Consider the following 13,441-nt stretch of genomic DNA (forward strand, 5'->3'; position numbering starts at 1 on the left):
AGTGTGCGCTTGGCGCACACTCGCGCCGGAGCGCGGCTGCGTCAGCAGCCATATTCCTCTGCGCGGAGTGCGCCTCCCGCCGGAGGCTTTTGTGTCATAGGGAACGCAGTTTCCTACTACAAAAAATCCCGGCACGGCCATCTCCGCCGCGCCGGGACTCTCCTCGTCTCCGTCTGCCTACTCCTGGGATCTCCATTTAAAGTTCGGCACCACATCGCTCCACTTGTCAATTCCAATGATGGATTTGGCAAATTCCGTGGTCTCCAGGGTCTTTTTTGAATTGTCGATGTCCCGGAATACCTCCCAGAGTTTCCGCCGTTTCTGGGGAATAATCTGATTCGGCTGGCTCATGTCACAGCTCCAAAGCCCAAAGGCCAGCCCCATATTTACCTCCGACGGGGCATCCACCTGGCGGCTTAAAATGTAGGCGTCAATGTAGGGATTGCTGTCCACCAGATAGTAGGAATAGGCGTACGCCGCCGCCTGCACCAGGGACAGATCGTCCCCCTTGGCGTTGGTGGCCGTAAAGCCTTCCTCTGTGAGCATGATATTTCTCACCTGGCCATTGGGTTTCTGGAAGGCCGGGGTGGCCAGGTAATCCGTGAGCACGTTTAAGTTAATAAAGTTCACCACCGGGGAGTTTAAATCATTGGTAATCAGCCCGGTTTTGGCGTCATCCCAGAACACCGCGTCCGTCATGGGGCAGGGATAGGGATGGTAGGCCACGCCCCAGTCCATCTGGCCCTGCACGTTGGCGATGGAATTGAAATAGTCGATGATGTCCTTGCCGCCGTACTTCAACTGCCCGTCGGCCTCGTTGTGCCAGTTGTAATCCAGGGAGAAAAATACCCGGTCATTGGCGCTGGTACTCTTGATAGCGGTGTAGAATACCCGGAACGCGTCCTGGTACGTCTGCACGTAATTGGAAATACTGGTGGCGCCCATGTGGTTCCACTGCTGGTTGTTGATCTCGTTTCCGATGATCCAGTTGGAAACCTTGCCGTAGTCCGGATTGGAGCCGTCATAGCGCTCCGCCAGGAAGGCGGCGATGGCCCTGGTCTGCTCGAAACCGGCCTGGGTGGTCACGTTCGGCATATAGTAAAACACATTGGACTTCTGGGTGGTGCCCGGCACGATCAGGTCGGGGGTGGCCGGATTCCATCCGTTTAAAATGATGGCGGTCACCGTGATGTCCTTGTTGGACATGGCGCTGATGGTGGCGTCATAGCTCTCAATCACCGGCTTGCTGAAATGGTACACCTTGCCGTCGTACTCGTAGTCAATGCCGCTCCCCAGGATCTGGTGAAAGGCGATATTGACGCTGCTGTGTTTCACTCCCAGCTGGAAGGCGTCCCCGATCTGGCTGATCTCCATCTGCAGCCCCTTTTTGGACAGAGGGGCCTTGTAGGGATTCTGGTTTGGCGCCACCAGCTCCGGGTTGGTGATGTAGTGGGGCTTGCTGATCTCCTGATAGCCGTCCTTCGTCAGCACCGCCACCACAAACCGGCTGTAGAGGCGGTCTGACGCCGTCCCCCGGTTTAAGGACAGGTTAAAGGACGCCGACGTCCCACCGTTTGCCCAGGCGGCGTAGTCCGTCCGGCTGCCGATTTCACTCTCGTAGGGCTTTAACTCAAACAGGTATAAATATCCGTCGGTGTTTGCCATGTCGCCGTTGCCTTCGGCCGTCACCTGGATGGTATTTTTATCGCCGGCGATCACACAGGACGTAATCGCCGCGTCCGTATTCACCGTCAGCTCCTCCGCCGCCTCTGTCTCCGTCTCCGCCGCGGCGCCGTTTTCCGCCAGGGCCGTGGCCCCGCCCGCCGCGCAGAGGAAAGCCGCGCACAAAAGGGCTGCCGTTCCTTTGATCCAACGCTTTTTCATCATTGCTTCTGCCTCCAATTCTGTCAAATTATTACTCTGAAAGCCCCGGATGGCGGCGATATAGATGGGCGCGCTCGCGCGCACAGATATATCGGCATCAGACGGGCTAGATGGTATGAGAAAGTAGGGCGGTAGCCCGGATTTCGAATACCATCGGCAGATGGCGGGAACGCCGTAGGTGTGGAGCCATCTGGCTTTCATAATTCGTGATGACCGCGCCAGCGGTCATGTCCGTTTACCCTCCTATCATAACGGTTTCAGCAGACGCATTCAATAACAAAAACATTACGGATTTTTAAAGAATCTTACGATATTTTTTTCACACCATCCCGGTTCGTCTCCCCGATGATATAGTGGGGGCGGCCCTTTACTTCCATGTAGGTTTTGGCGATATACTGGCCCATGATGCCCATGCAGAGGAGCTGAATCCCCCCTAAAAACACGATAATGCAGGCTAAGGACGGCCATCCGGCTACCGGGTCGCCAAAGAGGAGCTTTCTCACCACGATAAACAGCACCATGAGAAAGGACACTCCCGTGAGCCCGATGCCGCACCAGGAAGCGATGGAAAGAGGGGCCTGGGAGAAATTGATAATCCCTTCCACAGAGTATTTTAACAGCCCCCAAAAGCTCCACTTCGTCTCCCCCGCCGCCCGCTCCACGTTCTCAAAGGGCAGCCAGCAGGTACGGAACCCCACCCAGCCGAAAATTCCTTTGGAAAACCGATGGTATTCGCTCATGGCCACCACCGCGTCCACCATCTCCCGTTTCATCAGCCGGAAATCCCTGGCTCCGTCCACGATGTCCGCGTCGGAGATCCGGTTGATCACCCGGTAAAACATCCTGGCTCCCAGGGAGCGCAGCCTGGGCTCTCCCGCCCGCGACACCCGCCTGGTGGCCACGCTGTCATAACCTTCTTCCATGAGCCGGAACATTTCCGGCAGCAAGGACGGCGGGTCCTGCATATCCGCGTCCATAATGGCCACATAGTCCCCGCGGGCATTTTTCAGCCCGGCGTACATGGCCGCTTCCTTTCCGAAATTCCTGGAAAACGCCAGGTAAGCCACCCGCTCATCCTGGTCCGCCAGCTCCTTTAAGAGCCTCAGCGTCCCGTCCCGGGAGCCGTCATCCACAAAAATAAATTCAAATTCGCTCGTTTTCCCCAATTCCTCCGCCACTTCCCACAGGCTGCGGTAGAGGATGGGGAGCGCCTGCTCCTCGTTGTAGCAGGGTATGATCAATGATGTAAGCATAGTCTATTCTCCTGAGGCGGATCCCCGCGCCGGCCCGGCCGCCAGCCCGGTTTCAATACAATCGGCCAGTTTCTGTTTTTCTTCTTCTGTATTTCCGGCGTAGTGGCGCATCAAATGCCTGGTATCCACCAGGATTCCCTGGATCCTCTCGTAATATTTCCGATTTTCCCGCCAGTCTCCCACAGCCTCGCCGATTACCTCCATCTCCCCCTTCAGGCCAAAGGGGTTCCTGGCACAGTTGTAGGGCATGATAAAGGCGTTAAACAGGGTGTCCGGATCTACCCCGCAGGCCCGCTCGATGTACTCGCCGTAGGTGATCTGCTTGTGAATGGAGGAGCTGCCGGGCAGATGGTCAGGATTGCCGGTGCAGCCGTAGCGGTAGCACTTCGCGTCCAGCACGTAGGTTTTGCCGTCCCAGACCATGACCGTGTCCGGCAAAAGCGGCCGCCTTTCCCCGTTTTTATTATATTTTAAATACCACCTGGCTTGGGGAAAATAGCGGCTCTTGTCCCGCACCCCAAAGGCCCGGTTCACCAGCTTTTCCCACACCCGCTCGAAGTTCTCTGTGCCGAAGGAAACCTCCATCTCCGGATGTTCCTCGTCCAGGGACAGGAGCATATCCCTCATGGCCTGAAACAGGGTCCGTTTCCGGTCGTCGTTGGTGGCGGCCAGCTTTCCGTTTAGGACGGCCAGAGACGTTTTCACGTCCGGATGGGGGCCGGGCGGTTCCGGCATATGGGAAACGTAGAGCCATCCCAGTCGCCGGAATGCCTCGTACACGCAGAAACGGTGGATCCTGGTGATCAGCTTGGCCTCGTCCGGCTCCGACGCCCGCACGGAAAATTCCGTGTAGACAAAGGAGCTGACGCCCCCTTTCTGCTGCACCAGCGGCCTTTGGCGGCGCACCGTCCTGGGCCAGTGGATGTTTCCGGAAACGGCGGTGCGGTAGACAGGTTCTCGCTCCACATAATAAGCCCCTCCGGCGGCAAGATAGGTCTCGATCACCGTTCGGTAAGCATTTACGGGAAATTCCGCCTGGCGGGCCGCCGAAGATCCCCGGCCGGCCAGCACCCGTTCTTCCCTGGTGGTCAACTCTGACAGCACCTGAATCAGGTTGCGGATGTCTGCCCGCAGCTCATCCTCCGTCTCCGGCAGCCCGTACCCGATGGGGAAAAATGCCATTCCCCCTTCCGGACCGGCCTTGATGCCGACGAAACGGTCTCCGCCTTCATTCGTATTCACATGGCAGTGTGCCCGGACGCCCTCTGCCTCCGTTTCCCGCAGTGACGTTTCTGAAACCATATGGAATCACCACCTATTCTCCCCGGCCTATAAGCCCTTGTTTCACGCTCTCCTTGAAAACGCGGAAGCGTCCCGCCTTCTCTCCGTCAAGAAACGCCCGGATCACCTGTTCCAGGCTGCGGTACTGATCCGTGTCAAAGACCAGATCCCGGTTCAGCCGGAAGGCGTCGTCCCACAGATATTTGATCACCTTTTCCGGGAACCGGCGGTTTTGCCGCATGGCGGCCCGAATCTCCGCCAGGCGCTCCTGTCCCTGGCTGTCCAGCGTCCCCGCCTGCTCTTTTCCACACAATTCCTTGTACTCCCCAGGGAAACGGTCTTCCATGGCCGGGGCGTACCGCAGCTCTCCCGGATTTACGAAATACGCCCCCAGGCGCTTGTCCTCCGAGGAAATCATTCCCGCAAGGTTCTCCGCAATGATGTCATTCATCTTCGTGCAGAAGGTTTTCCAGGTGACGCCGGTATCCAGAATGGGGGCGTCCGCCAGTTTTCTGTCCACGTACTCAAGGCTATTTTCCACCAGCCGCATTTCCCATCTGCGCTGGAAAGCCGTATCCAAGGTAAAGACGTTTTGATCCGAGGTGTTCATGGTACCGATGATGGAGAGGTTGCTGGGAATGCGCACCTCGTGTTTCCCGTCCTCATAGACGATTCTGGCAATATCAGCGTCGGTGATGCCGTACTCGCTGGTGCCGGCGGGAAATTCATCCGCCTCTGCTTTCCTGTCTAAAAGCTGGAAAATATCCCCGAAAATTGCCGGAGCGTTTCCACGGTTGATCTCCTCGATAATCAGGAGGTATTCCTCCATGGGGTGGGTGTAGGCCTCCCGCAGGATCCTGGTGAAGGGGCCTGGGGTAAACTCATAGCTCACCTGGCCGTCTGCCCCCACCGCAGGCAGAATCTGGCCCACAAAGTCGGAGTGGGTGTAGTCAGGATGGAATACCAGCCGTTCCACCTTCGTGTCCTTTTTCCGGTATTCGTGCTCGATGGTCCAGCTTTTTCCGGAGCCGGGGACGCCGTAGAGGAGGACGTTCGTCCCGCCTTCCAGGCGAGGCCTGTGGTCGTAGTCCGAAGGCGCAGCGGATTCCGTTTCTTCGTCGTCCTCCCAGGGGCTGTCCGCATCCTGGAATCCATCCGCGCTATGGGATTCGTCCATATCCCAAGGTCCGTCCGTATCCTGGGGCACATCCGCGTCCTGGGGCTCGTCCGCATCAAACAGCGGGCGGCCGGAGCCTAAAAATTCCAAGTAGGCATCCGGATCCTCCGGAAAGGCGCCCCTGCCGTTTTCAAACCGGAACACCGTCTCTGCCACCTCGTCCAGCGCGTCCGCCTGAAGGGCGATGATATTTTTGTCTATGTACAAGGTGGGCAGCTGCTTTAAGGCCTGAATCAGGCGATTGTCAAATTTAGCCTTGTACTGCTCAAACTGGGCGCTCGTCCCGCCAGTGCCGTCCTGCCGCAGCAGCCGGATCTGAAACAGGGTGTCCAGATAGTCCTCATATTTCTTTGTGGTGGCCACCAGATACCGGTACTCCGTCATAAACAGTCTGTAGGCTCCTGTGGCCCGCCCCAGCTCCAGGAGGACCTTGTACAGGAGCATCACCGGATAGAGACGGTACTGCCTGCGGACGCCGTTATACTCCTCGTCCACTTTAGAGCTGATGTACATTTTCTCGATCTGCCTTTGGATGATGTCCTGATACAACTCTTTTTTCTCAAATTCCCCTCCGCAGCGGGCGCAGATTTCCTCAAAGGCCTCTGTGATGGACGCCTCGTCGTATTTTGCCGAGTTCATGGTGATCAGCCCGAAAAAGGCGGCCACCCGCAGGGCCCGGTAGTTGTCGGAGATCTCCACCTCCGGTTTGCGGCTGTTGACCTCCCCGATCCGGCGGCTGATAAAGCTCTGAAGGTTGCCGGGCCTGCCGGCCTCCTGAAACTCCTTTAAAAAGGAAACCAGGTAGCAGAGATTGTCAAATGCCGTGGGCTGCTTGACCAGATACCAGCACTCGTAGTCCTTCGCGTTTTTCAGTTCTTCCAGTTTCGTTTCCAAGACCGGATTCATATGTCATCCCTCCGATTCTATGATCGTCCGCACCAGCCGGGCCAAAAAGTAGGAAACCTTTGGGGGCACCGCGTTTCCGATCTGTTTGCAGATTGACGTTTTCGTTCCATAAAAGACAAAATTATCGGGAAAGCTCTGGATTCTCGCCGCTTCCCTGGGCGAAAGGGTGCGGTCCTTTTCCGGGTGAATAAACCTCCCCCCCGCCGGGGTGTCAAACCTGGTGGTGACGGTGGGCGCCGGCTCGTCCCAGCAAAGCCTTCCGTAGGCCCCGCTGTGGACAGAGCGGATCGTTTCCTTAAGCGCCGTGAAATTTTCGCCGTTTGCCACCCGGCTCATGCGATCCACCGCCAGCCGGGAGTGGTTCGTCCGGGTGTGGTTCGTGATCCGCTCTCCCTCTGATGCCAGATAGGCCTCGTATTCCGTGGCCGGAAGGGGGTTTTTTACCACGCCGTCGGCAGAGGTCTCTCCCAGATTTCCGATGGCGTCCCGCACGGTGACGGCGTCGAAATAGTGAGGCATTTCCCGCCGGATCTCCTCCCGCACCGCGTCCCAGAGGACGTCGAAGTCCTTCACCGGCCGCAGGGAACCGATGAGGATCATCCGCTCCCGTTTCTGGGGCACGCCGAATTCCGCCGCCTTTACCACCCGGTAGTGGAGGTCGTAGGGCGTTCCCCCAAGCAGTTCCCCGTCGGAGAAGATCCGGAGGATTTCCTTAAAAATCCCGCCGCCCTGCATGGTCAGAATGCCTTTCACGTTCTCCATGACGAACACCTGGGGTTTTACCGTTCTCACCACGTTGAAATAGTGTTTAAACAAATAGTTGCGGGGGTCGTCGATAAATCCGCCCCGGATCCTGGCGCCGGCCATGGAAAAGCCCTGGCAGGGCGGGCCTCCGATGATGACGTCGGCGTCCCCCTGATGGAACGCGCCGGACTGGTCGATGTTTCGGATGTCGTCCACGATCACGTCCACCTCCGGGTGGTTCTTTTTATACGTTTCCGCGATGCCGGGGTCAAACTCCACTGCCCGCCGCACCTGGTATCCGTCCTGGATAAATCCCAGGGACAGGCCGCCGCACCCGGAAAACAGGTCAATTACGTCCATCTCCAACACCTCCGCTGATTCTGTACCGATAGGCAAAATTTTTAATATACTGCCCTTCTTCCTCTGTCAGGCCGTACAGGCCGTGGATAAACCCGTCGATCTGATGGATCACGTCCACGCAGTCCCTGTGTTTATACTCATATTCCGTCTGTTTGGTGCCCACGTACCGTTTCGTCTCCTCCAAGCGGTCCTCCAGGGCCCTCGCCAGACGGTTTGCCTCTGAAAAATCGGAAATCCGCGGCACCCGGAACCCGGACAGCTCTTTTCTGGTGATGTGCCAGCAGTCTGACACACAGATCCAGTACCACCAGAACAGGGAGGAATTGAGCAGGCACATCCCGTAGTCGGCCTCGTTTTGATTCCGGCAGAGGAACGTCTTATACTCCGCGCCGGTGTGCTCCTGCCGGAAGGCCTTGATCCAGAAGGCAGCCCTCATATTCAGGTATAACGGCTCGCCGCCGCCCTCCAGCAATTTGGAAAGAGGCGTCTCAAAACCGTTCACTTTTCCGTAAATGGCCCGGTCCAGCTCCGTCCCCAGTTTCGGGATGTAGCCCTCCTCCACGCAGTCGTTTCTCACCGCCTGGGCCGTGGAAAACAGGTTCTGCCGCTCCTCCCGGTACCAGTAGCGGTAATTTCCCGTGAAAATCTCCCGCGGCCCCGGCCGTTTCCGTCCGAATAGGATGCAGAGTTTCTGGTGGACGGAGGTGAACAGGCAGTCCGGCCGGTCGGAATAGCTTAAAATGTACTGTTCCGGCACCGTGCCATAGAGGGCCTCCCGGATTTTCTTCATCCGCGGGGTGGAAACGTAGGACAGGGGGATCACAAATCCCATCACGCCCCCGGGGCTTAGCTGCCGCACCGCGTGCTCCAGCACGTTGGCATAAATATTTCCAAATTTTTTGTCCGGCCTGGAATCGCTTTTCCCGTCCTCCACGTAGGGGGGATTTCCTATGATAATGTCGTAGGTTTCACCCGCCTTGGGACTTCGCTCCACGTAGTCATAGTCTGTGAAACAGCCGTTCAACACATCCCCCAGGCCCTCCGCCATCTCCACGCCGTACCGGTGCAGGACGCAGAGGAACAGGCGAAGTTTCGTGATGGCGATGGAATCCCGGTTTACGTCGTTTCCGCGGATGGTGGAAACGACGGCTTGAAGGTCGGGCTTTGCGGGGAGAATGGGACGTTCCTGCCCCTGGGGATTCTGGTTGAGATTTTGGTTGAAATTTTGGTTGAAACAATAATCCAGCAGGTTTAGTTTCAGCTCCAGCGCCGCCAGCAAAAATACTCCCGACCCGCAGGTGGGATCGTACACCGTCTTTTGAAAACAGACCTCCCTGTATGGGATCTCCTCCAGCCCCGTCTCCCGGAGGTTGTCCGGCCGCAGAAGGCCGCAGGCCATTTTCACGCTGTTTCCCAGGATAAACCCGACCACGTCCGCAGGGGTGTAGTAGACGCCCTTGTTTTTGCGGATCTTCTCTTTCTCGTTGAGAGAAGAAAGGGCCTCCTGCAGCTCCTCGTAGGTGCGGGCCTTATTTTCGGTTCCCGCCTGATCCGCCAGGCCGTTCGCCATCCCGCGGATTTCCCCGCGGATCCGTTCCCGGTCACCGCCGCTGTAGTGCCCTTCCAGGTAACTGTCTATCATATTCCAAGCATTTTTTAACATCTCGTTTGCCATTGTATCTCTGTCTAAGCCGTTCTGTAGACGGCACTCCTTCTGTTTCGCGCCGCAGGGGCGCGGTGTGGTGTAAAATACATCAAAATCATACCATGGGTTTTTTTGAAAATCAATTTTTCGGGGTGGGTTTTTGTGGGAAAACTGTGTATAAATGAAAAAAGAGGGGATTTCTCCCACTCTTTCCTACTCCACCTTCAAAACCTTCACTCCCCCGCAGCCTTCCACCGTCTCCTTCAGCACCTCATCCGCCACATCCGCCGTCAGATACACCTCCGCGTAATCCTCCCGAAAGATCACCGTCTCCACCGCGCCGATCCCCTTTAACGCCTCTGCCACCCTGCTTTCCCAATCAGGGCCGCAAAGTCCCTCCACATACACCGCTTTATAATCCATTCTCTCAATCTTAAAAATAACGGGCCTGGTTCCGTCGGAACAGCAGGCGATCATAACTCTCTCATCCCGCATCCATCCCCGCATAATGGAACCGCCCTGCAAACCGGTGTAAATATACCGGGAAATGGCATCCCACGCCTCGGAACAGTGGGGAAACGCCGTGCCGCCGGCTGTGGCCTCCGCCCTGTGAACCGTCTGTTTCAGCGTATTTAACCCCATATGCCAGAAATCATCGGCCGTCCCATACCGCTCAAATATAAACTCATCCCCCACGTGATAGCAGGAACAGGCCCCGGAATTCGGGTCGGAACAGTACTGGGCCTGAAGCTCCGGATATAACTTTTTATCAATAACTGTGACCTTCACTTTGTGCTGCATGATCAAATCCCCCTTATCCTAATACTGCATATCAAATCCGTGTTCCATCCGATCCGCGTACACCGCCCCAGCCGTTTCCAGGGCCGGGAGGATGTATTCTTTATTGTACCGGATCACGGGAATGCGGTCGTATGCCCGCATTTCCATATGTTTCAGCGTTTCCTCCATATTGTGCAGGCATTCGATGGCCCCCAGCCCCGTCCCTCCGGCGCAGGCGATGAGAAAACAGCGCTTTCCCGCCAGAAAATGGTTGCGGGCGGTTTCACACCTGCGCAGCCGGTCGAGAAACGCCTTCATGCACTCCGTAATATCGTGCCAATACACCGCGGAAACAAATACGATTCCATCCGCGTTCACCAGTTTCTCATACGTCTCCTGAAAATCGTCTTTTTTCCAGCACGTTCCTTTGCTGGCGCAGGTGCCCCAGCCGTTTCCACAGGCCTGACAGTGCTCCAAACGCAGCTTGTTCATATGGATTTCCTCGATTTCCGCTCCCGCCTTCCTCAGCCCGCAGCAGAAACGATCCTTGGCCGCCGCCGTCAAACCGTGGAGGTTGGGACTTGACCATACGACTGCGATTCTCATTTCTGACTCACCATCCTCTCCAGATGTTTCCCCAGCTCAAACGCCTGCCGCGGATAGTCCGTCCGCTCCATATCGGCCCGCCTGTAGCAGCCGTATGCGTAGATTCCTCCGCAGTCTCTCCATCCCAAATATCTGGCAGTGGTTTTCATGGTGGCCTTCACCCCGTCAAATACCCAGTCCTCCGGATAAGCGGCCGTAATTATGGTAAACAAATATTTTCCCGTTCCCCGAATCAAATCATCAATCCCGTGAAACCGGTCGATGACCGCCTTCAGCTGAGCCGAAATGCCGTGATAATACAGCGGGGAGACAAAGACAACCACGTCCGCCTCGATTAACTTCTCCAGCAGCTCCGGCCCGTCATCTGAAAACACGCACGGCCGCGTCCCGCACTCACACCGGTCGCATCCGATACAGGGGTGAACGGTCTTAAACGCCGCGTCAAACCGGTAAACCGTATGCCCCGCCATCTCCGCGCCTTCCGCGAACCGCTCCGCCATCCACACGGAAGTTCCGTTTTTGTGGGGACTTCCCGTTATCATCACAATCTTCATACGCAGTTCCTCCCATGAGCTTGCTTTTTTATAGCAAAAATTGTATCATGATCCTATACACGCAGCAAGTACGGTATTTTTATACCTGTACTATACTTTAGTATAGAAATGGAGAAATGAATGAACGGGAATTTAAAAGAAGAAAAGAAGGTGTTCGCGGCAAACGGGATCAAAAACACCGGTTTTTACTACACCAAATCTCTGATCCAGGGAAAGTATAAACTTCCCATCCTCTACTGCCTTCAGCTGGATGGTCCCACCCGATGCAACGAGTTGCTGAGGAAAATGGAAACAGCCACCTTTCGTTCTCTGACGAAAGCCTTGAAGGAACTGGAGGCGGACGGGCTCATCATCCGCAAGGACTACGGGGAAATCCCCCCCCCCCGAGTAGAGTACAGCCTCTCCGAGCGCAGCCGCTCCCTGGAGCCGGTGCTGGATGCTTTTTGCCTTTGGGGACAGGAGCATCGGGAGGATGCGGTTCCTATGGATTAACGCAGGCAAAACGCTTTTACATATATTTTTATAATACTTATCCTACAGGAAGAACTGGACGCCGCCTGCCAGGAGTCCGGCTATCCGTCCATCACCTTAAATGAGGACGGGAGCGGAGAAGTCATTTCTTCTGCAAATTCCAGTGAGATGGAGGAATAAGGGAAAGGTGCCGGCTCACGGGAGGAGCCGGCATATTTATATTATCGGTTCTATTTTTCGGTTCATGTTTGCGGATAGATGAATATTGGTTGGGTTGTTGAGAGGGTAGAAATTGGGGAGTTTAGGGAGTGCGGATGAAACGGCATACCGTTGCGATGTGAGTGCCAAATTAAAACCTATCCTCACAAAACTACGGAAATACCGGTAATATTTATACATTACTAATACTGCTCGTGCATCCCTTTTCCCACAAAATATAAGCTCTCAATTTTGCACCACCTTGATGCAAAATCTACTCCTCATTACCAATATTTTCTTCCACTGTCTTAATAGATTCCAGGGCTTGATATTCCTGTTTTAATTCCCGCAGCAATTCTTCCTCGCTTGGTAAATACAATTTGTATTTTGATGCAAAAATCTGTGTTTCATTTTCAGGTAACGTATACTTAACTACAGACTCACTTTTATCTGCACACAAAACAATACCAATCGGCGGATTGTCTCCTTCATTCATAAGTTCTCGCTCATAATAATGAACATACATCTGCATCTGTCCTAAATCCTGATGTGTTAAGTCCCCAACCTTTAAATCTATCAAAACAAAACACTTTAAAATGTAATTATAAAATACAAGGTCAATTCTAAAATGGCGTCCATCAAATGTTATTCTTTTCTGCCTTGCGACAAAAGAAAATCCTCTGCCAAGTTCCAAAAGAAATTTCTGTAAATGTGTAATTAGCGCTTGTTCTAAATCACTTTCATAAAAATCATCATTCGGTGTCAGTCCAAGAAATTCTAATACATATGGGTCACGGATGACATCTTCGGGTTTCTTCATCGGCTCTAACGTCTGTATTTCCTGTGCAACTTGCTCCTTATTTTTACTGGATAATAATCTTTCATAAAAGAAGGAATTTATCTGACGTTCAAGCTGTCTTGTACTCCATTGAGACTTTACAGCTTCCTGCATATAAAATTCTCGTGCATTATCATTCTCAACTCGCATCAAAAGCCGATAATGAGTCCAACTTAATTCGCTACGCAGTGCGTAGCCATTTGGAAACGTCAAATAAAACTGCCTCATATTTTTCAAATTAGCAACAGTAAATCCTTTCCCAAAATCTTGTGTCATTTGTTTTGACAACTCTTTTAGCAAGCCTGTACCATACTCCGCTTTCTCATTTCCGCCTTGTTCTTCAATGATTGATTTTCCAATATTCCAGTAGGCTTCAACCATCGCAAAATTAGCTGTTTGATAAACTTTATTTCTTGCCGAACTTAAAATTTCTTTGATTTCGTTATAAAAAGACGCATTCATCTTATCAACGCCATCCTTCCATTTACAGATTAATTCTTAGTTCTACTTTTCGATTGTTACGGCACTTCTGCAACAGCAATTTTCGTAAAAGTATCCGCTCTTTCCCGCCCTTCAATATCGTTTCCCTCTGCCATATAAGCGGTATGTACTTTGAAACCCGTATTTTGCTTCTATATACTTCTTTATCACCTTATATATCACTCGCTCTTTCAGCGCTTGTAAGTTTCTGCTCTTTCAGAAATAACCTTTAACAGCACCTTGCCCTCTCCTTCGCCGAACTCT

11 protein-coding genes are annotated in these 13,441 nt (G+C 54.1%); 1 reads left to right on the plus strand and 10 read right to left on the minus strand.

Annotation, left to right across the window (positions count from 1 at the left end; genetic code table 11):
* Positions 1-177 precede the first annotated feature (177 nt).
* The 9 genes from B5E84_RS11960 to B5E84_RS12000 all read right to left on the minus strand — a co-directional run bounded on the left by B5E84_RS11960 (position 178) and on the right by B5E84_RS12000 (position 11,190).
* Entirely contained in the window at positions 178-1,884 is a 1,707-nt protein-coding gene (locus B5E84_RS11960; protein WP_087223155.1) for a DUF5722 domain-containing protein, read from the minus strand.
* Positions 1,885-2,189: 305 nt separating this feature from the next.
* Positions 2,190-3,137, minus strand: coding sequence for a glycosyltransferase family 2 protein (locus B5E84_RS11965; protein ID WP_087223039.1), 948 nt, complete (start codon positions 3,135-3,137; stop codon positions 2,190-2,192).
* Between the two features lie 3 nt (positions 3,138-3,140).
* Positions 3,141-4,439, minus strand: coding sequence for an LlaJI family restriction endonuclease (locus B5E84_RS11970; protein ID WP_087223041.1), 1,299 nt, complete (start codon positions 4,437-4,439; stop codon positions 3,141-3,143).
* Between the two features lie 13 nt (positions 4,440-4,452).
* Entirely contained in the window at positions 4,453-6,501 is a 2,049-nt protein-coding gene (locus tag B5E84_RS11975; RefSeq protein WP_242963359.1) for an McrB family protein, read from the minus strand.
* Positions 6,502-6,504: 3 nt separating this feature from the next.
* Complete coding sequence (locus B5E84_RS11980; RefSeq protein ID WP_087223043.1) at positions 6,505-7,605, minus strand: DNA cytosine methyltransferase; 1,101 nt, start codon at positions 7,603-7,605, stop codon at positions 6,505-6,507.
* Positions 7,592-9,280 carry an HsdM family class I SAM-dependent methyltransferase gene (locus B5E84_RS11985; protein WP_143469216.1) on the minus strand — a complete coding sequence of 563 codons (1,689 nt, stop codon included), beginning with the start codon at positions 9,278-9,280 and terminating at the stop codon, positions 7,592-7,594. The genes B5E84_RS11980 and B5E84_RS11985 overlap by 14 nt, the downstream gene beginning before the upstream one ends.
* A 183-nt stretch (positions 9,281-9,463) precedes the next feature.
* On the minus strand, positions 9,464-10,051 hold the full coding sequence (locus tag B5E84_RS11990; RefSeq protein ID WP_087223047.1) for a TIGR04076 family protein: 588 nt from the start codon (positions 10,049-10,051) through the stop codon (positions 9,464-9,466).
* Between the two features lie 18 nt (positions 10,052-10,069).
* On the minus strand, positions 10,070-10,636 hold the full coding sequence (locus B5E84_RS11995) for a flavodoxin family protein (protein ID WP_087223049.1): 567 nt from the start codon (positions 10,634-10,636) through the stop codon (positions 10,070-10,072).
* Positions 10,633-11,190: a flavodoxin family protein gene (locus B5E84_RS12000; RefSeq protein ID WP_087223051.1), complete on the minus strand. Its 558-nt coding sequence runs from the start codon at positions 11,188-11,190 to the stop codon at positions 10,633-10,635. Before B5E84_RS12000 ends, B5E84_RS11995 begins: the two co-directional genes overlap by 4 nt.
* 120 nt (positions 11,191-11,310) lie before the next feature.
* Between B5E84_RS12000 and B5E84_RS12005 the strand changes: the two genes are divergently transcribed.
* Positions 11,311-11,682, plus strand: a complete 372-nt coding sequence (locus tag B5E84_RS12005; protein ID WP_087223053.1) for a winged helix-turn-helix transcriptional regulator — start codon at positions 11,311-11,313, stop codon at positions 11,680-11,682.
* Between the two features lie 451 nt (positions 11,683-12,133).
* Here B5E84_RS12005 and B5E84_RS12010 read toward each other — a convergent pair whose 3' ends face one another.
* Complete coding sequence (locus B5E84_RS12010) at positions 12,134-13,159, minus strand: PDDEXK nuclease domain-containing protein (protein ID WP_087223055.1); 1,026 nt, start codon at positions 13,157-13,159, stop codon at positions 12,134-12,136.
* Positions 13,160-13,441: the final 282 nt, after the last annotated feature.

This window comes from Lachnoclostridium sp. An14, assembly GCF_002160755.1.
GTDB lineage: Bacteria > Bacillota > Clostridia > Lachnospirales > Lachnospiraceae > Lachnoclostridium_A.

What these genes read in the sequence shown, in the direction of transcription:
- B5E84_RS11960 (WP_087223155.1), bottom strand. Translation starts at nt 1,884, where the DNA reads ATGAAAAAGCGTTGGATCAAAGGAACGGCAGCCCTTTTGTGCGCGGCT.
- B5E84_RS11965 (WP_087223039.1), bottom strand. Translation starts at nt 3,137, where the DNA reads ATGCTTACATCATTGATCATACCCTGCTACAACGAGGAGCAGGCGCTC.
- B5E84_RS11970 (WP_087223041.1), bottom strand. Translation starts at nt 4,439, where the DNA reads ATGGTTTCAGAAACGTCACTGCGGGAAACGGAGGCAGAGGGCGTCCGG.
- B5E84_RS11975 (WP_242963359.1), bottom strand. Translation starts at nt 6,501, where the DNA reads ATGAATCCGGTCTTGGAAACGAAACTGGAAGAACTGAAAAACGCGAAG.
- B5E84_RS11980 (WP_087223043.1), bottom strand. Translation starts at nt 7,605, where the DNA reads ATGGACGTAATTGACCTGTTTTCCGGGTGCGGCGGCCTGTCCCTGGGA.
- B5E84_RS11985 (WP_143469216.1), bottom strand. Translation starts at nt 9,280, where the DNA reads ATGGCAAACGAGATGTTAAAAAATGCTTGGAATATGATAGACAGTTAC.
- B5E84_RS11990 (WP_087223047.1), bottom strand. Translation starts at nt 10,051, where the DNA reads ATGCAGCACAAAGTGAAGGTCACAGTTATTGATAAAAAGTTATATCCG.
- B5E84_RS11995 (WP_087223049.1), bottom strand. Translation starts at nt 10,636, where the DNA reads ATGAGAATCGCAGTCGTATGGTCAAGTCCCAACCTCCACGGTTTGACG.
- B5E84_RS12000 (WP_087223051.1), bottom strand. Translation starts at nt 11,190, where the DNA reads ATGAAGATTGTGATGATAACGGGAAGTCCCCACAAAAACGGAACTTCC.
- B5E84_RS12005 (WP_087223053.1), top strand. Translation starts at nt 11,311, where the DNA reads ATGAACGGGAATTTAAAAGAAGAAAAGAAGGTGTTCGCGGCAAACGGG.
- B5E84_RS12010 (WP_087223055.1), bottom strand. Translation starts at nt 13,159, where the DNA reads ATGAATGCGTCTTTTTATAACGAAATCAAAGAAATTTTAAGTTCGGCA.